General features: G+C 63.5%; 21 protein-coding genes. 8 read left to right on the forward strand and 13 right to left on the reverse strand.

Features of this window, described 5'->3' with window-relative positions; all coding sequences use genetic code 11:
- Nucleotides 1-31: 31 nt before the first annotated feature.
- Nucleotides 32-1084, reverse strand: a complete 1053-nt coding sequence (locus PRZ03_RS13255) for an alpha/beta fold hydrolase (protein WP_273600729.1) — start codon at nt 1082-1084, stop codon at nt 32-34.
- 234 nt (nt 1085-1318) lie between these two features.
- Between PRZ03_RS13255 and PRZ03_RS13260 the strand changes: the two genes are divergently transcribed.
- The gene (locus PRZ03_RS13260; RefSeq protein WP_273600730.1) at nt 1319-2230 is read left to right on the forward strand and encodes a type 2 periplasmic-binding domain-containing protein; all 912 of its coding nucleotides are present in this window, start codon (nt 1319-1321) and stop codon (nt 2228-2230) included.
- 82 nt (nt 2231-2312) lie between these two features.
- Here PRZ03_RS13260 and PRZ03_RS13265 read toward each other — a convergent pair whose 3' ends face one another.
- The 11 genes from PRZ03_RS13265 to PRZ03_RS13315 form a co-directional block, all read right to left on the reverse strand.
- On the reverse strand, nt 2313-2636 hold the full coding sequence (locus PRZ03_RS13265; protein ID WP_273600732.1) for a GNAT family N-acetyltransferase: 324 nt from the start codon (nt 2634-2636) through the stop codon (nt 2313-2315).
- A gap of 88 nt (nt 2637-2724) precedes the next feature.
- Nucleotides 2725-2919, reverse strand: coding sequence for a VOC family protein (locus tag PRZ03_RS13270; protein WP_273600733.1), 195 nt, complete (start codon nt 2917-2919; stop codon nt 2725-2727).
- Between the two features lie 275 nt (nt 2920-3194).
- The gene (locus PRZ03_RS13275) at nt 3195-4091 is read right to left on the reverse strand and encodes a hypothetical protein (protein WP_273600734.1); all 897 of its coding nucleotides are present in this window, start codon (nt 4089-4091) and stop codon (nt 3195-3197) included.
- A gap of 176 nt (nt 4092-4267) precedes the next feature.
- On the reverse strand, nt 4268-4789 hold the full coding sequence (locus PRZ03_RS13280; protein WP_273600735.1) for a GNAT family N-acetyltransferase: 522 nt from the start codon (nt 4787-4789) through the stop codon (nt 4268-4270).
- Nucleotides 4790-4853: 64 nt separating this feature from the next.
- The gene (locus tag PRZ03_RS13285; protein WP_273600737.1) at nt 4854-5918 is read right to left on the reverse strand and encodes an alpha/beta fold hydrolase; all 1065 of its coding nucleotides are present in this window, start codon (nt 5916-5918) and stop codon (nt 4854-4856) included.
- Between the two features lie 176 nt (nt 5919-6094).
- Entirely contained in the window at nt 6095-6646 is a 552-nt protein-coding gene (locus tag PRZ03_RS13290) for an NADPH-dependent FMN reductase (RefSeq protein ID WP_273600738.1), read from the reverse strand.
- A 28-nt stretch (nt 6647-6674) separates the two neighbouring features.
- On the reverse strand, nt 6675-7466 hold the full coding sequence (gene nagB, locus PRZ03_RS13295; RefSeq protein WP_273600739.1) for a glucosamine-6-phosphate deaminase: 792 nt from the start codon (nt 7464-7466) through the stop codon (nt 6675-6677).
- 292 nt (nt 7467-7758) lie between these two features.
- Nucleotides 7759-10164, reverse strand: coding sequence for a tetratricopeptide repeat protein (locus PRZ03_RS13300; RefSeq protein WP_273600741.1), 2406 nt, complete (start codon nt 10162-10164; stop codon nt 7759-7761).
- A gap of 19 nt (nt 10165-10183) precedes the next feature.
- Nucleotides 10184-10882, reverse strand: coding sequence for a zinc metalloprotease (locus PRZ03_RS13305; protein ID WP_273600742.1), 699 nt, complete (start codon nt 10880-10882; stop codon nt 10184-10186).
- Entirely contained in the window at nt 10872-11873 is a 1002-nt protein-coding gene (locus PRZ03_RS13310) for an XdhC family protein (protein ID WP_273600743.1), read from the reverse strand. Before PRZ03_RS13310 ends, PRZ03_RS13305 begins: the two co-directional genes overlap by 11 nt.
- A 38-nt stretch (nt 11874-11911) precedes the next feature.
- Entirely contained in the window at nt 11912-12151 is a 240-nt protein-coding gene (locus tag PRZ03_RS13315) for a DUF2789 domain-containing protein (RefSeq protein ID WP_263532498.1), read from the reverse strand.
- Between the two features lie 221 nt (nt 12152-12372).
- Here PRZ03_RS13315 and PRZ03_RS13320 point away from each other — a divergent pair, with 221 nt between their 5' ends.
- The 7 genes from PRZ03_RS13320 to PRZ03_RS13350 all read left to right on the forward strand — a co-directional run bounded on the left by PRZ03_RS13320 (nt 12373) and on the right by PRZ03_RS13350 (nt 19139).
- Nucleotides 12373-12849 carry a (2Fe-2S)-binding protein gene (locus PRZ03_RS13320; protein ID WP_263532499.1) on the forward strand — a complete coding sequence of 159 codons (477 nt, stop codon included), beginning with the start codon at nt 12373-12375 and terminating at the stop codon, nt 12847-12849.
- On the forward strand, nt 12846-15218 hold the full coding sequence (locus PRZ03_RS13325) for a xanthine dehydrogenase family protein molybdopterin-binding subunit (protein ID WP_273600744.1): 2373 nt from the start codon (nt 12846-12848) through the stop codon (nt 15216-15218). The genes PRZ03_RS13320 and PRZ03_RS13325 overlap by 4 nt, the downstream gene beginning before the upstream one ends.
- 21 nt (nt 15219-15239) lie before the next feature.
- Nucleotides 15240-16043: an FAD binding domain-containing protein gene (locus tag PRZ03_RS13330; protein ID WP_273600745.1), complete on the forward strand. Its 804-nt coding sequence runs from the start codon at nt 15240-15242 to the stop codon at nt 16041-16043.
- Nucleotides 16040-16963 carry an AAA family ATPase gene (locus PRZ03_RS13335; protein ID WP_409993959.1) on the forward strand — a complete coding sequence of 308 codons (924 nt, stop codon included), beginning with the start codon at nt 16040-16042 and terminating at the stop codon, nt 16961-16963. Before PRZ03_RS13330 ends, PRZ03_RS13335 begins: the two co-directional genes overlap by 4 nt.
- Nucleotides 16956-18173 carry a vWA domain-containing protein gene (locus tag PRZ03_RS13340; protein ID WP_273600746.1) on the forward strand — a complete coding sequence of 406 codons (1218 nt, stop codon included), beginning with the start codon at nt 16956-16958 and terminating at the stop codon, nt 18171-18173. The genes PRZ03_RS13335 and PRZ03_RS13340 overlap by 8 nt, the downstream gene beginning before the upstream one ends.
- The gene (locus PRZ03_RS13345) at nt 18170-18736 is read left to right on the forward strand and encodes a CoxG family protein (RefSeq protein ID WP_273600747.1); all 567 of its coding nucleotides are present in this window, start codon (nt 18170-18172) and stop codon (nt 18734-18736) included. The genes PRZ03_RS13340 and PRZ03_RS13345 overlap by 4 nt, the downstream gene beginning before the upstream one ends.
- Before the next feature lie 97 nt (nt 18737-18833).
- Nucleotides 18834-19139, forward strand: coding sequence for a VOC family protein (locus PRZ03_RS13350; RefSeq protein ID WP_273600748.1), 306 nt, complete (start codon nt 18834-18836; stop codon nt 19137-19139).
- Nucleotides 19140-19365: 226 nt separating this feature from the next.
- Here PRZ03_RS13350 and PRZ03_RS13355 read toward each other — a convergent pair whose 3' ends face one another.
- Nucleotides 19366-21306, reverse strand: coding sequence for a serine hydrolase domain-containing protein (locus tag PRZ03_RS13355; protein WP_273600749.1), 1941 nt, complete (start codon nt 21304-21306; stop codon nt 19366-19368).
- Between the last annotated feature and the right edge of the window lie 13 nt (nt 21307-21319).

The raw sequence follows: 21319 nt of genomic DNA on the forward strand, positions 1-21319 counted from the left end.
GCGGCCATTTGACCTCAAGCGCTTGCTACATTCACTGGGCAATCGACGACTTCTGCTGCGCAATACGCAGCAATAGCCGGTGCTGCGCCTCAATCAGCGCGGGGTTGGGATCATGGCCGGCCAAGGGCACGACGGTGAGTGATTTTTCGGGGGCCTGGATGCTGTCCACAAAGCCCCGCGTGACGACGAGCGGAGTCAGCAGATCCTGCTCACCTTGGATGAAATGCATGGGGACGCGGTACTCGGGGCCCAGCGCTGGCAGATCGATCTTGGACAACATGCCGTCACCGGCCAAGCCGACGAACTGCAGGAAAGAATACTCTTCGCCCTCTTCCGTGGCCGCTTGTGCCTCGGCACTCTGATAGCGAGCCTCGGCCTGCCACCAATCGCGGGGAGCGGGCGCGGAAGTTTTGGATTCGTAAGCCTTGATGGCGCGGCGCAACACGCCGAAAGCGCGCGGGTCACGGTGTGGCGGCGGGCCGATGGCTTTCAGCGCGGCGACCGTGCCAGCATCGCCGCCCGCCTCGGCCAAGGCCAAGGTCTGCGTGAAGCTTGCCTTGCCATTGGCTTGCGCGCTGACCAATTGCGCCGTGCCCACATAGGCGACAAACAAGTCGGGCCGGCGCTTGGCCATGTGCACGCCCAGCACCGAACCCCAGGAGCTGCCCATCAGCAAGACCTTGCGCGGGCCGAGTTGCTGCTGCAACTGCTCCGTCAGCTCAATGCCGTCGGCCACCATGCGCTCCAACGTCAGTGATTCTTGCGCCTGCGCGGGGTTCTTGCCAAAGCTGAGCCCGGCGCCGCGCTGATCCCATTGCACCAGGACGAAGTCGCGGCTCCATGTGCCGTAGATGTTTTTGGCAAAAGGGCTGAGCGGGTTGCCGGGGCCGCCATGCAAAAAGAGCAGCACCGGCCTGCTGCTGTCTTGGCCATGGATGGTGACCCATTGCTCGATGCCGCCTATGCGCCGAAAACCCTCTTGGGCTATGGGCGTGGCGGCGCGTGCCGGCCGGACGACGCTCAACAGGCTCAGGCCGAGGGCGGCTGCGCCAAGCAGGTGACGGCGAGGCAATGCGATGTTCATGCGGTGGATCCAGAAAAAGTTGGGAGTCGCCCTCTGCTGAGTTGTTGCGAAGCAAAGGGCGGCCCGGAAACCGCCGCATTTTGGGCTCGCAGTGCCCGGCCATCAAGCGGCGGAGGACGCGCTGCAGTGGGGCGCGACAAGCTGCGTTTGAGGCCGATCGCCCGGCAGACTTGGGTTAGCATCAAAATCAGCATGGGTCGAATCAAGTGGCCGGTCCGAATCACTTTCTGATTGATGAAGTTGCCCACCTACAGCAAGCACAGTCGGCTCAGGCTTGATCGCCGCAGCCTCCTAGCGCTTAGCCCGGCGAGTGCGCTGGCGGCGTTGGCGGGTGTCGGCCCGCGTGTTCAAGCGGACGAGACGCTGGGCCTGGCCGCCCCCGCCGATGTGCTGGCGGACTATCGGCGCTATATCGGCGCCGCTGATCCAGTGCTGCTGAGCGACTTCAGCGGACCCGGCACCCGCCGTGATGTGGTCGAAATGGTGCTGGTGCAGCAGGCTCTCGCGCTGGGTGCTTGGCCGGAGCGCGTGGTGTTCTCGTCAATGCCCAGTGATGCGAGGCTGCTGCGAGAAATCACCGCAGGGCGGCTGCTGTGTAGCTGCACCAGCTATTGGCTGGACGATATCCTCCAAGCCGGCAAGGACTTGCGCGCCAGTGAGCCCTTGGTCTTGCCGGGTGAATTCGAGGCGGGCATTTATGTGCTGCCCAGCAATGCCCGAGCCTTGGCGGCCGAATCGCTCAACGATGTGCGCCAGCTCAGTGGCGTGAGCAATCGAAGCTGGGTCTTGGATTGGAAGACGCTCGAGCAACTGGGCATCTTCCAGCGTCAGCATGTGGCGCAATGGGAGGCGATGCCCAAGATGGTGGCCGCAGGGCGGGTCGACTTCTTGCTGGCGCCTTTTCAAGCAACGCCGGACTTGTCTTTGCACGTGGGCAACGTCCGCTTGATCCCCATCCCAAATTTGAAAATCGGCATACAGGGCAGCCGGCACTTCATCGTGTCGGGCAAGCATCCGCGCAGCGCCGACTTGCTGGCGAGCTTGAATCGGGGCTTGGCTCAGTTGCGCCAAACCGGCACGATTCGCAAGGCCTATACCGAATCGGGCTTCTTCAATGCCCGCGTCGGCAAATGGACCAAGCTATAGCCCATTGCCCAGGACAAGATCGATCCTTGCCTTGAGCGCGCAGAGCGCGGACACCATCATTAAGCGCGCAGCGCGTACACCATCAATTGGCGCCCGCTGCCGCGGGATGCGGGATCAGCCGCTCAAACTTCAGCCCGAGCCGTTCAAGCAGGTTCTGTGAGCGCAGATTGTCAACGCGCGTGGTCGCCAACACGCAGGCAAGGCCAAGCTCGGTCTGCGCATAACTCAATACCGCAGCGGCGGCTTCAAAGGCGTAGCCCTTGCCCGCATGCTGAGGCAGCAAGGCGAAGCCAATATCGGGGTGGTCGAGATAGTCGCGTTGGGGCAGACCGCAGATGCCTAGTTGCAGCCTTGACGCGGCCCCGTTTTCAACCATGCGAAAGCCGAAGCCAAAGCGGCCATACATCTCGGCCAGATCGCTAACAAGACAGCCCAGCGCAGCAGCTATATCTCGCTACAAGTGCAGTTTTAGCTGCGCTCGTCTTGGCCACAGCTTAGGCCGGCGCTTCCCTGAGCTGAAACACATTGCCTTCCGGATCGTAGGCATTGCGCATCTGGAAGCTCGGCCCCGCGTATACCGTTCCGAACACATCGCCGCCAAGTGCGCGGGCCTTGGCGGCGGCCTCCTCCATGCTATACACGGTGAAAAACAGCTTGATCGCCTGTTCCTCACGCGGTGCGGGCGGCACCGCGATGCTGAAGCCCGCTGCAACTTCGGCAGGCAGGGCGTGAATGATCGGTTGGAGTCCGGCGAAGCGATCACCAGCAGTTCGGCATTGGCGTGCAGCAAGCGCATACCCAGCACCTGCTGGTAGAAGGCCGAAAGCTTGGCCAAGCGATGCGCGTAGATAAGGGCGCCGACGCGAGCAGGTCCTGCCATGGAGCTAACTCCTGAATTGAGCGCCAATTATCCGCGGCTCATCATGCCGCGCTGCTCCGCGCCGACTTGCACAGCTCAAAGAGCTTAGAACACCTTGGCCATGGCTGCATCGAAGTCGCCGGTGGTCAAATTCTTGCTCGCCGTGGGGGTGCCGACACCGGTGGGACGCAGCTCCAGCAGCAGGTTCACACCCGACTGCGTCACACTGAGCGCCGAGCCATCGGCGGCGGTGATGGTCATCGTGCCATTAAAGATGCCGCCGATCAGGCCTGGGCCCCCAACGGGCAGGCTGATTTTGAGCGGCTGGGGGAACTTGGCGGTCTTTACCGTCGCCGCGGCCGACGCAACCACTTGGTAGACGCCTTGCCCGGCATCGCGGTGTTCGACATTTTCAACAAAGGTGAAGCTAATTTGCTGTCCGTTCTTGGCGGCGCTGTAGTCGGCCGTGCGGATCCGCTTGTCCGTACCGTTGCTGCGCACGGCAACTTTGCCGGTGATTGCCAGAGTACCGGTGTCAAGACGAGGGTTGTGCAGCGATGACACCCAGTCCTTGTAGCTCAGGTCGAAGTCATCGCCGGTCGCGCTCGGAACCTCGACGGTTTCGACCGAACCTGAACTCATCAAGAGCTCCCTGCCCCCAATGAGATGCTTGCAGCCATTGGCGCTGAGGCTGAAGTGCTTGCCTTTTTGACTGTAGTTGACCGTACCTGCGCTTGAGCAGTTGGGGCTGGCGCTGCCGTCCTGGCCGGTCGAAAACCAGAGTGGCAGGGCGCGAAAGACGTCGGCTACCAAATGGCTTTGCGCACGCTCATAACCAAGCAAGGCCGCCACTTCGACCATATTGGCGGCGTTGATCTGTGTCGGCATCGGCGCCGGTGGATCGACCGGGTCGGAGCCGTCTCCGCAGGCGGTCAAGGCAAAAGCGACGCACAATGCGGCGGCACTAAAAGTTATCTTCTTGCTGGTGGCAAAAGCGTACATGGTTGGATGCTCCCTGGGTGTGTGAACCGGGCGCATTTTGCGGAATCAGGGCCATGGCCGCTCTTGCTTTGAGCGAAGTAGCAAGATCTGACCCCAACGGTAGCCAAATGCGCTACCACGGCGTGTTTTTGATCCCAAGCACGCAAGGAGCCTGCCGGATTTGGGGCCCTTGAGTTTTATGGCGCCCTCAACGCGTACACCATCAGCTGGCGCTCGCTACCGTCTGGATGCGGGATCAGACGCTCGAAGCGCAGGCCCAGCTTTTCCAGCAGCTTTTGTGAGCGCAGATTGTCAACACGCGTCGTGGCCAAAATGTTTTTGAGGCCCAGCTCGCCTTGCGCGTAACGCAGCATCTCGGCGGCAGCCTCGAACGCATAGCCTTGGGCCCCATGCTGCGGCAAAAAGGCGAAGCCGATATCGGGGCAGTCCAGATAGTCGCGCTGCGCCAGGCCGCAAATGCCCAGTTGCAGCCTTGGCGCGGCCCTGTTTTCAACCATGCAAAAGCCAAAGCCCAAGCGGCCATACATCTCGACCGGGCCGCTTTCAATATAGTGGCGCGCTTGCTCCAGAGTCTTGACGCCGCGGTCGCCGATATAGCGCAGCCAGCTGGGGTCATTCAGCAAGCTCAACATAAAGGCCGCGTCGTCAGTGGCTGACAGGCGGCGAATGCACAGGCGTTCGGTGTGGAGGGTCTTCAAGTGCGGCTTCTTGACATTGAGCGAGCCAAAGCAACTTTCATTCGGGGCCAGGCGGCTGCAACCCTCACGGGGTACTGGGCGGCTTCTGCTGCGCTAACCGTAGCAACAAGCGGAGCTGCGCCTCGATCAGCGGTGGGTTGGGGTCGTGGCCGGCCCTAGGCACGACGGTGAGCGATTTCTCGGGCGCCTGAATGTTGTCCACAAAGCCCTGCGTGACGGAGAGCGGCGTCAGCAGATCGGACTCACCTTGGACGAAGTGCATGGGGATGCGGTACTCGGGACCCAGCGCAGGTAGATCGATCTTGGACAGCATGCCGTCGCCGGTCAGGCCCACGAACTGCAGAAAGGAATAATCTTCGCCCTCTTCCGTGGCCGCTTGAGCCTCGGCGCTCTGGTAGCGGGCCTCGGCTTGCCACCAATCGCGGGGAGCGGATGTGGAGCTCTTGGCTTCATAGGCCCGGATGGGGCGGCGCAGCACACCGAAAGCGCGCGGGTCACGGTGCGGCGGCGGGCCGATGGCTTTCAACGCGGCAACCGTGGCGGCATCGCCAGCGGCCTCGGCCAAGGCCAGGGTCTGCGTGAAGCTGGCAAGGCCATTGGCCTGCGCGCTGACCATTTGCGCCGTGCCCACATAGGCGGCAAACAAATCGGGCCGGTGCTTGGCCATGTGCACGCCCAGCACCGAACCCCAGGAGCTGCCCATCAGCAAGACCTTGCGCGGGCCGAGTTGCTGCTGCAATTGCTCGGTCAGCTCAATACCGTCGGCCACCATACGCTCCAGCGACAGTGATTCTTGGGCCTGCGTGGGGTTCTTGCCAAAGCTCAGGCCGGCGCCGCGCTGATCCCATTGCACCAGGACGAAGTCGCGGCTCCATGTGCCGTAAATGTTTTTGGCAAAAGGGCTGAGTGGGTTGCCGGGGCCGCCATGCAAAAAGAGCAGCACCGGCCTGCTGCTGTCTTGGCCATGGATGGTGACCCATTGCTCGATGCCGCCTATGCGCCGAAAACCCTCTTGGGCTATGGGCGTTGCGGCCTGGGCCGAGCCCACGGCGCTGAAAAATCCGAGCGTCACAACAAGGCTGAAGCTCAGAACGCCGATCAAACGGCGGCGGGATTTTGTACGGTTCATAAGGCTGGCCTTGGATTCGCGACAAGGCCAATTCCAACGATTGGCCAGTGTGGCCGCACTGTAGGCCAGGCGCCCGCCTTACTCAAGCCAACAAGGACAGACTGCAAATCGGTCTGACAGGCCGCACAAAAACCGCAAGGCCCGAAGTTTGCGGCCCCGCCTCAAGAACAAGTCACTTACTTGCGCAGCTGCAGGGACCAAGCCGCCAGTGCGGCCAACTGCGCCTTGACGCCGTCCTTGATCTTGTCGTCCGTGAGGTTGCCGTCGGCATCAAACTGGCCGGCGAAGGCATTGGCGAAAACCTCGGGTTTGTTCAGTGGGTGCACGTCAATGAACACGCAGACCTGGCGCAAATGGTATTGCGCCCGCGAGGTGCCCATGCCGCCGCCGGCGCCCATGATGGCGGCAGCCTTGCCGCCCAGCAAGGCGTTGTTCGGCGCACGCGAAGCCCAATCCAATGCGTTCTTCAAGGCCGGCGAAATCGAATAGTTGTATTCGGGGCCACCAAAGATAAAAGCATCGGCAGCGCCAAACTGCGCCAGCAATTGCGTGACGGCCGCCGGCACCTCGGTGATGTCCGCGCTGTAGAAAGGAATTGCCGACAAATCGGCAATCTCAATACTCATGTCCTCGGGCGCATGGGCTTGCGCAAAGCGCAGCAGCCCTTTGTTCGAAGATTTGGCGCGCAGGCTGCCGCACAGGGCCAGAACTTTGGTGCTTTGAGTCATCGAAAATCTCCAGGTTGCGGAGCGAAGATCAGACCGAATACTTGTTGAGTATTTTTTGATTCTCGGCTTCGATGTGCTTGAAGAACTCGACGTCCGACAACTTGCTGGCGGCCGCTTCATCCACAATCACGATCACATTCTCATGCAATTGCAGCGCCGAGGCCGGGCAGGCTGCAGACAAAGGGCCTTCCACCGTCGCCTTGATCGCCTCGGCCTTGCTTTCGCCGGTGGCCAGCAGCACGATCTTCTTGGATTCCAGGATGGTGCCAATACCCATGGTCAGCGACAAATGCGGCTGAAACTCATCGGGGCCAAAAAAACGCGCGTTGTCTTCAATGGTGGCGCGCGTCAACGTTTTGACGCGGGTGCGCGAGCGCAGCGAGGAGGACGGCTCATTGAAGCCGATATGGCCGTTACGCCCGATACCCAGCAGTTGAACATCGACGCCGCCCTTGGCGACAATCGCCGCTTCATAGGCGGCACAGGCCTTCAGCGGATTGACGGCGTCACCGGCCGGCACGGCGGTGCGGGCCTTGTCGATATCGATATGGTCAAACAGCTGTTGATTCATAAAGTAGCGATAGCTTTGCGGATGGGTGCCGGCCAGGCCCAGATATTCGTCCAGATTGAAGGTGCTGACCTGGCTGAAAGAAACCTTGTTCTCCTTGCGCGCAGCGATCAATTCTTTGTACAGCGCCAGTGGCGTTGAGCCGGTCGCCAGACCCAAGACAGCATTAGGCTTGGCCGCAATAGTCTTGATGAATATCTGCGCGCCATAAGCAGCCACCTCGGCGGCATTTTTCAAAATCACAACTTTCATAGCGCGTCCTTCAAGGCAAAAAATGTGCGCGGCGTGTTCGCTGGTTCAAAGCGCCGGCCGGTCTCAACGCCCAGCGACAACCGCTGGGGCGCGTAAGTATTGCATGTGCGCATGTAACCGTTTCGTACCTTGATCGGCCGTACCGGCGTCAATGCCCACCATGCTTGGGGAAGCATCTCCTGCCCTGAAGTCCAAGAGCCTGAAAATACCGACGCAGAGCTCGCAGAGGCGCAGAGGCTCACAGAGAATGCGCAGACTTTGGTGGGTGATCCGGCAGCTCAAAGACACTGACTCAGTCATCAAGCCATCGCCGTATCAGCCCTCGCTCCACATTCGGCAACTCGTGTACCGACACCCAGCTCGACTTGTCGGCCCGATACAGCCATTGCGGCGGCGCGCTCTTGGCCATGCGCTCGCGCAGCGGCGCCAAGACCTGCTGAGACTCCTCAAGCCGCCCCAATGACTTCAAGGCTGCCCCCTTGACGATCAAGGCCAGATCATTCCACGGCGCCTTTTCCAGCGCCGCATGGGCCAAGAGCCGCGCACCCTCGGGATCTTTCTTGCCCTCCAATGCCAGCCATGCCCCCAGCGCAGCCAAGCGCGGATCCTCGGCGTCCAGCAACAAGGCCTCGCTCAGTTGCTTGGCGGCAAGATCAAAACGGCCGGCGCGCAGCAGGTCTTGCACCAGATCGGCACGCAGTGCGACGACCCCGGTGCGCAGGCGCAGCGCCTGCTCATAGACGGCAAAGGCCTCGTCCCAGCGCTCGTCCAGCATGGCCAACGCGCTAGCGCGGCCCCACAAACCCTCGGGGCTGTCGGACTGATAGGCCAGCGCCGCATCAAAAGCAGCCAGTGCGCGCGGGCCGTCGCCGAGCTTGCGGTGGTTGTCACCCAAGGCGAGATCGACCAGATAACGGTCGTCCGCGCCGGTCAAGCCCAATCGGCCGGCCGCCAAGTTGTCGGTCACTGCCTCCAGGCTGTGGCCCGCATGCCAAGAGGCTTCGGCCGCCGCCACAGCCAAGGCGCCGCTGCCGGGCTGTGCTTTCTTCGCCTGCGCTGCCAGAGCCAACACCGCCGCCGGCTCGGCGCCGCTCATAGCAAGCCCGCTGAGTTGCGCCGTCAGCACGACCGCATCATTCGGCGCCACCTGCGCGGCGCGTGCGTACAAGGCCAGCGCTTGCGCGGCCTGCCCCTCTTCCAGTTTTTGGTTGCCGGCATTGACGAGGGCGATGGGCAGGCTAGCGCTGACATCTTGCTGGGCCAGAAGGCGGGTCACCAAGGCCTGCAAATCGGGGTCGATCTCGACCAGGCGCTCGCGCACGATCTCACGGTTGTCAAAGGTGTCGCGGCGCGGTGTGTCCAGACTATTGGCGCCTTCCGCGAAATACTCCCACACCGAGCCGGCGGCATAGCGCGACAAAAATCCGTTCTTACTCGCCTCGTCGCGCAGCTTGGCGCGTTGATACAAGGCTTGAATCTCGCGCGTCTGCTCGACCGTCATCACACCATGCACTTGGTGAGTGAGCTCATGCAGCACGGTGTTGTAGCGATCAAAGATCGAGCGCTCCACATCCTCGATGCCGGTCACCGTGTTGAAGCCGCCGGCGCCGCGCACGTCGTCCCACAGGCGCGAGTCGTAATTGATGCGCTGATCCTTCAGCGCCTGCCCGCCGGGCGTTTCGGACAGCTTCATATGCAGCGGCTTGATGAAATGCGTGGCACCGCCCTCCACCAGCACGGGCACATAGGCCTTCCAGGGTGCGATCGACAGCGCCACGCGTTTCTGATGGCGCGGAGACAGCTGCGCCCAATTCAGCACATAACGCTCGATACCAGGGATTGTCGGCATAGGCATGGCGGCAAAGCGCGCCTCGGCGCCCGCACGGTTCACGTCCAAGACCATGCGCTGCGATTCCAAGGCCTTGGCCAGCACCGCGTGCGCCCGGCCGTAGCCCGGCAGCAGACGCAGCGCCTGCTCGCTTAGAGCGGCCGCGCGCTTGAAGTCGCCGCCGACAAAGGCCTCGGACGCCTCGCGCGTCAGCTGCTGCGCCTGTGCGTATGCGGCCGGCTGCGCGGCGGCCAGTTCGCTGTAGTTCTTGCGTGCATAGCCGTTACCGAGCAGGTAATGCGCCATCTCATGCTGCGGCTCCAGCGCCACCGCCTGCTCGGCCGCCGTGACGGCCTCGGCCGTGCGGCCCAAGCGAATCAAGGCATCGGCTAAGGCAATCAGCCCGTCGCCCGAAGGCTTCAACTTAATGCTGGCCTGCGCCTGCTTGAGTGCCACCTCATAGTCTCGCTGCTGCAAGGCAAGCTGGCTCAAGCCCGGCAGCGCGGCGGCTTTGTCCTGCGGTTGCGCCTTGGCATGTGACAGCGCGCGAGCGAAGGCGCGCTGCGCCCGCTCAAAATTGCGCTGCTCCAACGCCAGGCGGCCGGCCGCCAGTAAATCAGCCGGCAGCACGCGCGACTGGGCCGCCGGCTCAAGCGCGGCCTGGGTGCGCCGTTCGATCTCGGCCAAGTCATCGATGGCAAACAGCCAGCGGTAGACCTTCGCCCGCTCTTGATTGCTGCTCGCCTGTTGCGCTTTGCCGAGCAAGGCCTGACCGGCCAGGTAATCAGGCCCTGCGGCAAGGGCAAGCGCCGAGCCACACAAGCTCGCCGCAATCAGGCCAAGCTTGGCCATGGAATTCAATCGTTTCATGATGGAAATTTTCAAAATACTAGGGAGCTTTGGGGCTCAGCCCATTGGCAATGCGGCAGCGCTGAATGTCACAAGCAGTCGGCAAGATCGAGCGGTACTCCACCACGCTTTTGAGCTGTGTCAGATCGCGCGCATAGCAACTGCCGCCCTTGCCATCGTTGTAATACGAGGTGACATCAACGCAGCGGCGCGAATGCGCCATCAAGCCGAAGAAATGCCCCATCTCATGCGAGACCACCATTTGCAGCGTCTGCTCGGCGGGGTAGTTAGGGTTACGGGTGCGCAGCAGCGCAAACATGGCCGGGCTCAGCGCCAGCGTGCGCTGGCCCAAGTTGGCGAGGCCGAAGTTGCCCCGGCTGCCAGGCTCGCTCCACTGCACGACCACCGCCTCGGGCGGCAGCTCCGCATTGCCGACCAAGGCAATGATCTGACTCTCCACGCCGCAGCCTCCCCAGGCGCGACCTGCTCGCTTGAGCACGGCCATCATCTGCGAGGACGAAAACCAGGCCGGCGCGCCCGCATGCCAGTACACAAACACCAGCGGCTTGCTCAGCGCGGGGCGGTCGCGGCCGTCGCCCCAGGTGGCGATTTCGCCGGGGCGGCATTCGGCTATTTCTTGTTCGCGCACCGACTCGGCCGCTGCGGATGAGAGGCTGCTGAGAGCCAAAACCGCCGCTACGACAGCCGCCACGACAGCCGCTAAGAAGTCAGACCGCACAGCCGCCCTCTTCTGCGCCCGAGCGCAGTTGCGAGCTGCTCAAGCGAACGCCGTAGCGCTCCGCCGTCATGTGAGCGAGTATGGACAGCGCAATCTCGGGCGGCGTGCGCGCGCCGATATGCAAGCCCACCGGCCCATGCAGGCGAGCGAGTTGCTCATCGCTCAGACCGAAATGCTCGGCCAAACGCGCCTTGCGTTTGCTTTGATTGACGCGCGAGCCGATCGCGCCGACATAAAAGGCCGGGCTCTTGAGCGCCTCCATCAGGGCCAGGTCGTCAAGCTTGGGGTCATGCGTCAGGGCCACCACGGCGCTATGGCCGTCGGGGGCAAAAGCCGTCACCACATCATCGGGCATCTCGCGCGTCAGCTGGACCCCGTTCAGCGCCAGGCCGTCTGCATATTCCTCTCGCGGGTCACAAATCAAGACCTGGTAATCCAGGCCCAGCGCCATGCTGGCCAAGTAGCGCGTCATTTGACCGGCGCCGATGATGAGCAAGCGCCACTGCGGGCCATGATGGGTGATCAGCTGGCGCTCGTTGACACTCAATAGATCAGCGCCGGCCAGCGGCGCGCTCAAGACCACGGCGCCACTGCCCAGGTCCAAGGTGCGGCAGACCCGCTCGCCAAGATCCAGCCGCGCCAGCAACTCGTCAATCATCGAGGCGCCGGTGAGTGGCTCCAGCATCAGCTCCAAAGTGCCACCGCAAGGCAGGCCAAACCGGGTAGCTTCTTCGGCGCCGACGCCCCAGCGTTGCAAGCGTGGGCCGGTCAAATTCAGCGCGCCCTCGCGCACCCGGGCGATCAAATCATCTTCGATGCAGCCGCCCGACACCGAACCGGCGATTGCGCCATCATCGCGCACGGCCACCACCGAGCCAACCGGGCGCGGCGCCGAGCCCCAGGTGCGCGTGATGGTGCCCAGCACCGCGCCGCGGCCTGCTTTTGACCAGGCAGCGACTTGGCGCAACACATCTAAATCAACGTTATCCATGACCGAGATCCTACGATGAGAAGCTGAACCCCGGCCACTCAAGCCTGATGGCGCAGCCCCGCGTCGAGCTGGTCGACCAAGCCGGCCCAATCGGCATCATCACGACGCGACTTGCGCAGCATCTCCGCCTGCGCGGCGTTCCAGAACGGCGCGTCGGCGAGGCGAATCTCCGGTGCCAAAGGGGTGTGGCGACTCAGAAAGTCGTGGATGCCCGCGTCATCATTCGGCAGACCCAGCTGTGCGAACAGCTCATTGAAGCGGTGATAAGCGTTTTCCATGCGGCCGGCCTTTGCGTTCTCAGATTGAGACCCCGATAGTCGCATGATCCGCCCTGCTCATGCTGCTGCGCCCGCGCAGTGGCATGAGCAGGGCGGGCGCAGCCGAACGACCCATGTATGGACATACAGGCGGGTAAACCGTGAGTGGCGCGCCGGCCCGGTCGAGGAGATGATGTGGCGGGGTTTGACAAGCCCGCCCGCCACCCTCCAGGAGACGAGAGATGAGCCAAAGCAAAATTACGCTCAAGGTCAACGGCAAGACGGTCACGCGCAGCACTGCGCCCGAGCGCCTGCTGTCGCAACTATTGCGCGAAGACCTGGCCCTGACCGGCACACATATAGGCTGCGACACCGGCCAATGCGGTGCCTGCACCGTGCATGTGAACGGCCGCGCCGTCAAGAGTTGCACCCTGCTGGCCGTGCAAGCGGCCGGCACCGAAGTGACCACCATCGAAGGCTTGGCTGCCGCCGACGGCACGCTGCATCCGATGCAAGCCGCCTTCAAGGAATGCCATGGCCTGCAATGCGGTTTTTGCACGCCGGGCATGGTGATGAGCGCGGTGGACTTGGTTCAACATCACGGTTGCCACTCCGAGGCGCAGGTGCGCGAGGCGCTGGAAGGCAATTTCTGCCGCTGCACCGGTTATCAGAACATCGTGCGAGCCGTCATGTTGGGCGCGCAAGGAGTGCAGCCATGAGCGCGGCGCTGGGAGCCCAGACCGGCCTGATCGGCCAAAGCGTGCGCCGCCGTGAGGACGCACGCTTTCTGACCGGGCGCGGCCAGTACACCGATGACATCGTGTTGCCGCGCCAAACCTACGCTTACTTTCTGCGCTCGCCCTATGCGCATGCCGCGATCAAGTCGATTGACACGGCAGCGGCTGCAGCGGCCGAGGGCGTGCTGGCGGTCTACACCGGCGAGCATTTCCGCGCGGTGGGCGGCCTGCCCTGCGGCTGGCTGATCAAGAGCCTGGACGGCAGCCCGATGAAGGAGCCCAAGCATCCAATTCTGGCCGATGGCAAGGTGCGTTATGTGGGCGACCAGGTCGCGCTGGTGGTGGCAGAGACCTATGAGGAAGCCAAGGCCGCTGCGCAGCTGATTGCAGTCGATTACGAGGAGCTGCTGCCGGTGGTCGATACCGCCAGCGCCAAGAACTTCGCCAGCAGCGTGCACAGCGAAGCGCCCGACAACGTCTGCTACACCTGGGGCTGCGGCGACCAAGCCGCCACCGACGCGGCCTTTGCACGCGCCATCCATGTGACCAGGCTGGAGTTCCGCAACAACCGCCTGATCCCTAACGCGATTGAGCCACGGGCCGCAAATGCGTCCTACAACCCCGGAGACGAGAGTTGGACGCTCTATGTGGCCAACCAGAACCCGCATGTGGAGCGGCTCTTGATGTGTGCCTTTGTGCTGGGCATCCCCGAGCACAAGGTGCGCGTGGTGGCGCCGGACGTGGGCGGCGGCTTTGGCTCCAAGATCTTTCTGTACGCCGAAGAAACCGCGCTGACCTGGGCGACGCGCCAGCTCGGCCGGCCGATCAAATGGACGGCCGAGCGCAGCGAGAGCTTCCTCACCGACGCGCATGGCCGCGACCATGCCACCGTGGCCGAGCTGGGCCTGGACGCGGCCGGCAAGTTCGTCGCCATGCGGGTGCATACCAGCGCCAATCTCGGCGCTTATTTGTCCACCTTTGCCAGCAGCGTGCCGACGATTCTGTACGCAACGCTCTTGGCCGGGCAGTACACGACGCCGGCCATTTATGCCGAAGTCACCGGCGTGTTCACCAACACCGCGCCGGTCGACGCCTACCGAGGTGCGGGCCGCCCGGAGGCAACCTATGTGGTGGAACGCCTGGTCGAGACCGCCGCTCGCGAGCTGGGGCTGGACCCGGCCGAGCTGCGCCGGCGCAACTTCATCCGCAGCTTCCCTTACGCCACGCCGGTGGGCTTGAGCTATGACATTGGCGACTACGACGCGACGCTGGACGGCGTGATCGCACTGGCCGATGTGGCGGGCTTCGCCGCCCGGCGTGCCGCGAGCGAAGCACGGGGCCTCAAGCGCGGCCTGGGCTACTCGACCTATATCGAGGCCTGCGGGCTGGCGCCGTCCAACATCGCCGGCGCCCTGGGCGCGCGCGCCGGCTTGTTCGAGGCCGGCGAGGTGCGCGTGCACCCGACCGGCAAGGTCACGATCTTCACCGGCAGCCACTCGCATGGCCAGGGCCATGAAACCACCTTCGCCCAGGTGGTGGCCGAGAAGTTGGGCATCGCCTTCGACGATGTCGACATCCAGCATGGCGACACCGGCAAAGTGCTGTTCGGCATGGGCACCTACGGCAGCCGCTCGCTCTCGGTCGGCGGCACGGCCATCGTCAAGGCGGTGGACAAGGTGATCGCCAAGGGCAAGAAGATCGCCGCTCATTTGTTGGAGGCGGCCGACAGCGATATCGAGTTCGAACAAGGCGTCTTCAAGGTCGCCGGGACCGATCGCAGCGTGCCTTTTGCGTCCGTCGCGCTAACGGCTTATGTGCCACACAACTATCCGCTCGACAAGCTGGAGCCGGGTCTGAACGAGAACGCTTTTTACGACCCGACCAACTTCACCTACCCGGCCGGCAGCTATGTCTGCGAGGTCGAGGTGGACACGGACACCGGCCATGTGCGGGTGGACCGCTTCAGCGCGGTGGATGACTTCGGCAATATCGTCAACCCGATGATTGTCGAGGGCCAGGTGCAGGGCGGCATCGCGCAGGGCATAGGCCAAGCCTTGCTGGAGCATGGCATCTACGACACCGAGTCGGGCCAATTGCTGACCGGCAGCTATATGGACTACGCGATGCCGCGTGCCGATGACCTGCCCAGCTTTCAGATCAAGACCGCCAAGGGCACACCCTGCACACACAACCCGCTGGGGGTCAAGGGTTGCGGCGAAGCGGGCGCTATCGGCTCGCCGCCGGCCGTCATCAACGCGATCTGCGATGCGCTGGGCATCAAGGACATTGCCATGCCGGCCACGCCGCATGTGGTCTGGCAAGCGATTCAGGCCGCCCGGCTGGCGCAGTGAACTCACAGCAAGGAGCTTGCAATGACCACTTTCACCTATACCCAAGCCGCTAGCTTGGCCGAAGCCGGCCAGCGGGCCGCCGCCCCGGAAGCCAAACTGATCGCCGGCGGTCAGTCCTTGCTAGGTGCGATCAAGCTCGGTCTGGCCGCACCCGAGGCGCTGATCGACCTGAGCGGGCTGGCCGACCTGAAAGGCATCCGCGTGAATGATGAGGGGAGGGGCGCCCATGTCGTGATCGGCGCGATGACGACGCACGCGGCCGTGGCCGCCAGCAAAGAAGTGCAGCAGGCCATCCCTGCCCTGGCCGATCTGGCCGGCCGCATTGGCGACCGCCAGGTGCGCAACCGGGGCACGCTCGGCGGCAGCCTGGCCAATAACGACCCGGCCGCTTGCTACCCAGCGGCGGTCCTGGGCCTGGGCGCCACCATTTACACCGATCGCCGCAGCATCAGCGCCGACGACTTCTTTCTCGGCCTGTTCGAGACCGCTTTGCAGCCGGGCGAGATCATCAGCTCGGTCAGCTTCCCGGTGCCAGCCAAGGCCAGCTGGCAGAAGTTCAAACAGCCGGCTTCGCGCTTTTCACTGGTTGGTGTGTTTGTGGCGCAAACGGCCGCCGGCGTGCGGGTCGCCGTCACCGGCGCTGCTGCCGGCGTCTTCCGCGCGACCGAGTTGGAAGCAGCGCTGTCCGCCAAGTGGAGCCAGGCTGCGACGCTGGCGGTCAGCATCAGCCCGGAGCAGCTCAGCAGCGACCTGCACGGCTCGGCAGCCTACCGCGCGGCGCTGATCCCGGTGCTGGCGGGCCGGGCCGTAGCCGCTTGCTCGTGAAGTTAGCGTCAGCTGCGCTGCCGGACTCGATAGACGCCACCGCCGCGCTCTTGTTGGAACATGGCTATGTGGCGCAGCGCGAGCTGGCCACGGCCGCTTTTCTCGCCCTGCGCTTGCAGCGCCCGCTCTTGCTCGAAGGCGAGCCGGGCACCGGCAAGACCGAAATCGCCAAGAGCTTGGCCTTGATGCTGGATCGGCCCTTGATCCGGCTGCAATGCTATGAGGGCCTGGACCTCAATGCTGCCGCCTATGAATGGAATTACGCCCGCCAGATGCTGGAGATCCGGCTGGCGGAAGGGCCCGAGCAAAAAGCCTCGCTGAGCGAGGACTTGTTTGCGCGGCGCTTTTTGATTCCACGCGCCCTGTTCAAGGCCATAGACCCGGCCAATACCATCGCGCCGATCTTGCTGATTGACGAGCTGGACCGGGCAGACGAGGCTTTTGAGGCCTATTTGCTGGAGGTCTTGAGTGAGTTTCAGCTGACCATCCCTGAGCTGGGCGTGATCAAGGCCACCCAGCCTCCCATCGTCATCATCACCTCCAACCGCACGCGCGAGATCCATGACGCACTGCGGCGGCGCTGCCTCTACCACTGGGTGGATTTCCCCGACGCCGCACGCGAGCTGCAGATCCTGCGCCTGCGTCTGCCCGGCTTGCCATTGCGGCTGGCACAGCAAATCGTCGCCTTCATCCAGGGCCTGCGCCAGCTAGAGCTTTACAAACTGCCGGGCCTGGCCGAGACCCTCGAATGGTCGCGCGCCTTGCTGGAACTCAACGCCCTGGTGCTCGACCCCGCGACGCTGCACTCGACGCTGGGCGTGCTCTTGAAATACCAGGACGACATCCTGCGGGTGCAGGGCTCGGAGGCGGCGCGGCTGTTGGAGCAGGTGCAGGCCCAAGTGATCAGCGACCGTGGCTGATCACCTGGCCGAGAACGTGATGCACTTCGCCCGCGTCTTGCGCGAGGCCGGCATGTCCGTGGGCAGCGACCGCGTGTTGTTGAGCTTGCAAGCGCTGGAACTGGCGGGGCTGGCCTCGCGCCGAGACCTGCACGCCACCTTGTCCGCCTGCTTGCTGGACCGCGCCGAGCACCGTGCGCTGTTCGATCAAGCCTTTCACATCTTCTGGCGCGACCCCGATCTGCTCGGCCGCGTAATGCGCATGCTCTTGCCGCAAGCGCAGGCCAAGCCGGGCCTGCCTGCCCTGCCCGAAAATAGGCGCTTGGCGCAGGCCTTGTTTCCACATGCGCCCAAGCAACAGGCACAGGCGGCCGAACCCGAGCAGCAGTTGGACATCGACGCCCACTTGAGCTGGAGCGAGCGCGAACAACTGCGCCAGCGCGACTTCGACACCATGACCAGCGAAGAATGGTTGATGGCCAAGCGCCTGCTGGGCCAAATGGGCGCGCTGCTACCGCCCAGCCCGACGCGGCGCTGGCAAGGGGCAGCAGGCGGCCGGCTGAACTGGCGCGCTAGCCTGCGCGCGCAGGCGCGGTCCGAGTCTCTGGCGCTGCTGCGCCAAAAGCCCCGACAAACCGTAGCACCGCTGCTGATCCTGGCCGATATCTCGGGCTCGATGAGCCGCTATTCAAGAATGCTTTTGCATCTGGCCCATGGCCTGACTAACCCGCAAAGCCAGCGCAGCAGCAAACACACCAACAATCGCGGCTCGCCCCGCATCCACAGCTTTGTGTTTGGCACCCGCCTGACACCGATCAGTCGCTTGCTGAAGCAACGCGACCCCGATCTGGCCGTGGCGGCAGTGGCGCGGCAGGTGCAAGACTGGTCGGGCGGCACCCGCATCAGCGCCTGCCTGCATGCCTTCAACCAGCATTGGGCGCGCCGCGTATTGAGCAGCCAAAGCATCGTGCTGCTGATCACCGACGGGCTGGAGCAGGGCAGCGACAACGACCCGCAATGCCGACGCCTGGCCTTTGAGGCCCAGCGCTTGCGCCTGAGTTGCAGGCAGTTGATTTGGCTGAACCCCTTGCTGCGCTTTGAGGGCTTCGAGCCCAAAGCGGCCGGCGTGCGGGCGCTTCTGCCCGAAGTCACGCGGCATTTGCCGGTTCACAATCTGGCCAGCCTGCAGGATCTGATGGCCATCCTCTCCCACACCGAAGCCCAACGATGAATTTAGCCGGACAAGAATCGCTGCCCGTCTCCCAAGCCCAGGCCTGGGAAGCCCTCAACGACGCCGACTTGCTCAAGGCCAGCATCAGCGGCTGTGAAAGCCTGAGCTTGATCGGTGAGCAGGAGTACGAGGCCTTGATGACCGTCGCCATCGGCCCGGTCAAGGCCAAGTTCAAAGGCAAGCTCAAGCTCAGCGACCTGCAGCCGCCAAACAGCTATAGCCTCGCGTTTGAAGGCAATGGCGGCGCCGCCGGCCATGGCAAAGGCACGGCCCAAGTTCGGCTGGAATCCCAGGGCCCAACCCTGACCCTGCTGCACTATGAAGTGCAAGCCAGCGTCGGCGGCAAGATCGCGCAAATAGGTTCGCGCTTGGTGGACATGGCTGCGCAGAAGATGGCGGGGGATTTTTTCGCAGCATTCAACACCGCTTTACAGGCGCGTTATGTAGTGGCTGCTGCCGCTGCCGCCGTTGCGCCAGATGAAGCGCCGCAGAAGAGCCGCTGGCAGCGGCTGCTGGATTGGTACTTGGGCTGGTTGGGGCGGGTGTTCACGGGCAAAATTTAGACCCGCAATTTTTCATCACGCTTGGAGACTGCAATGATTGGCTATGTGACTTTCGGAACCAATGACCTGCCGCGCGCGGCGGCTTTTTTGTGACGAATTGCTTGCCACCATAGGCGTCAAGCGCATCATGGATTTTGGGCGCGGTTATGCCTGGGGCATGTCGATGAGCCAACCCAGCCTGGGCATTCTCACCCCCTTCGATGGCCAGCCCGCCAGCCCAGGCAACGGCGCCATGGCGGCCTTGGTGGTGGATAGCCGCGCCAAGGTGGACGCACTGCACGCCAAAGCCTTGGCGCTCGGTGGCAAGGATGAGGGAGCGCCGGGGCCGCGCGGCGAAGGCTTTTATGCCGGCTATTTCCGTGATCTAGACGGCAATAAATTGAATGCGTTTTGTATTGGCTGACATCAAGGTTCGCCGAGCGCTATCGCAGCACGACGAGAGACTGCCCAGCCTGGGCTGTGCTTTGCTTTGCTGTGCTGTGCTGTGCCTGGAGCCTACGCGCGATGTAATCAAAAGACTCACTAACGCCCTGTGTTCATGCATGCGCCCGGCCACCTTGCACGCCTTGCACTGACGCGAACGACATCAACATTGACATCGCCGCGATCAGCATGGCTTCAGCGCCCCCTCAACGCGCCACAAACCGGTACTCATGCTGCGCGTCGCGCATCACCAACGTGGGCTTGGCGGCCTTGTCGTCCCGCACCAACTCGAAGCCGGCCTCGCCCGGGTCGATGGAGAAATAGCTGTGCGTGCCGTCTTCGTTCTTGCGCAGCGCGACTTCGCTGTCCCAGTGGGCGAACTTGAAGATCAGCTTGCCGCCCTTGGCCTTTTGCACCTGCAGTGAACCGAGTTCGGGGCTGTGGTAACGAGCGGCCAGCGGCTTGATGGCCTCCGCCGGCACCGGCAGAGTCAGTAGTTCACGCTGTTTATCGTTCTCGGCCTTGCGGTTGGCGATGGCGACTTGCAAGCGCTCGTCGGCCTCGGGCTTGCCGTCGAACACCAGCTCCAGCAGCTTGCGCTGCAGCGGGCCGCGCAACAGCACGCCCGCGTCGGAGTTGGTCAGGATGGTGACGCCGAGGCCGTACTCGGGCAGCCAGATCATATTGGAGTGAAAGCCCAGCATGTCGCCGCCGTGCGAGGCCACGGTGATGCCGTATTGCTTGTCGATAAAGAGGCCCATGCCGTAGTAGGTGTCCTCCCCCACCATCACCTGCGGCTTGTAGCGCTCGGCCCAGTTGGGCTCGCTGATCACCACCTTGCCATCGGGGGCGCGGCCCTTGCCGAGTTCCATCAGCACCCATTGGCTGAAGTCGCGCGGGCTGGTCCACACCGCACCGGCCGGGCGGGCCGGCACGATGGTGTAGTTGACGTCCATGCTGGCGCGGCGGGTGCTGCCATCAAAAGCGTCGCCATGCGGCTCGGCATGGTTGCCGCTCAGCGCCTGCTTGTAGTCAAAGGTGGTGCGCGTCATGTTCAGCGGCTTGAACAACTGTTCGCTCATGGCCTGGTCATAGGCTTTGCCCACTTCCAAGCCCGGCTTCAGCGTGGCTGCGGCGATATAGCCGCCCGCGCCCACCATCAGATTGCTGTACTGAAACACCTCGCCGAATTTGGAGGTCGGCTTCATGCCGCTGAGTTGATCGAACGTACTCTTGGCCGGAGCCGCACCGTTGGCAAAGATCCAGTCCAGGTCTTGACGCGGCATGCCGGTGCAGGCGCAAACCAGGTGCTTGATCAGCACGCTCTGGGTCACCTCCGGCTCGGCCAGCTTGAAGCCTGGGTAGGCTTGGGCGGCGGGCTGGTCCCAGCGCAGCTTGCCGGCGTCCACCGCCTTGGCGAGCAAGCCGGTGGTCATGGCCTTGGTATTGCTGGCCGCCATGAACAAGGTGTCAGCATCCACCAGCTCGGGCTTACCCAATGCACGCACGCCCAGGCCCCCGGCCCAAACCACCTTGTTGCCGTCAATAAAGCTCAGGCCCACGCCGGGCACATCCAGCTTCTTCATGCCGTCGGCGACAAAGGCCCTGAGCTGCTCGACCCGCTCGGGCGTGAGCGGCTTGGGGCTGCGGCCCGCGAAGCTTTCGCGCTCATAGCCCTTGGGACGCAGGCTGCTGTAGAACTTGCCGATCGGCGAGCCGCGTTTTTCCAAAGTGGCTTGCGAGGCTTGCAGCAGCAGCACCACCCAGCCGCCATCGGTGCTGGAGCGCCTTGCCAAGGCCTGGATCACCAGCTTTTCATTCGGCGAAGTCTCGTAATCGAACACCGACTGCTCCACCCAACCATTGCGCTTGGGCCTCGGCGTGGCCAGCAGCAAGGTGCGTTTGAAGTCGGGCTGCACCTGCTGCCAAGCCTGCGCCACAGCATCCGCGGCATCCTTGGCCTGGGCCAGCTCCACCACGGTAACCGTGGCATCGCCCTCGGGCGCGGTGAGGCGCAGCAGCGAGCCGGTCTGGCTGATCGCAAACGCCTCAGGCGGTGTGTAGGTATGCCCGACCGAAGTAGCTTCGGCTTGAACCCCCACAGCAAAGCAAGCGGCCAGGGCAGTAACGATCAGCAGACGACGCATCAGGGGCTCCGGT

Origin of the sequence: Roseateles albus (genome assembly GCF_028595345.1) — a bacterium.
GTDB lineage: Bacteria > Pseudomonadota > Gammaproteobacteria > Burkholderiales > Burkholderiaceae_C > Paucibacter_A > Paucibacter_A albus.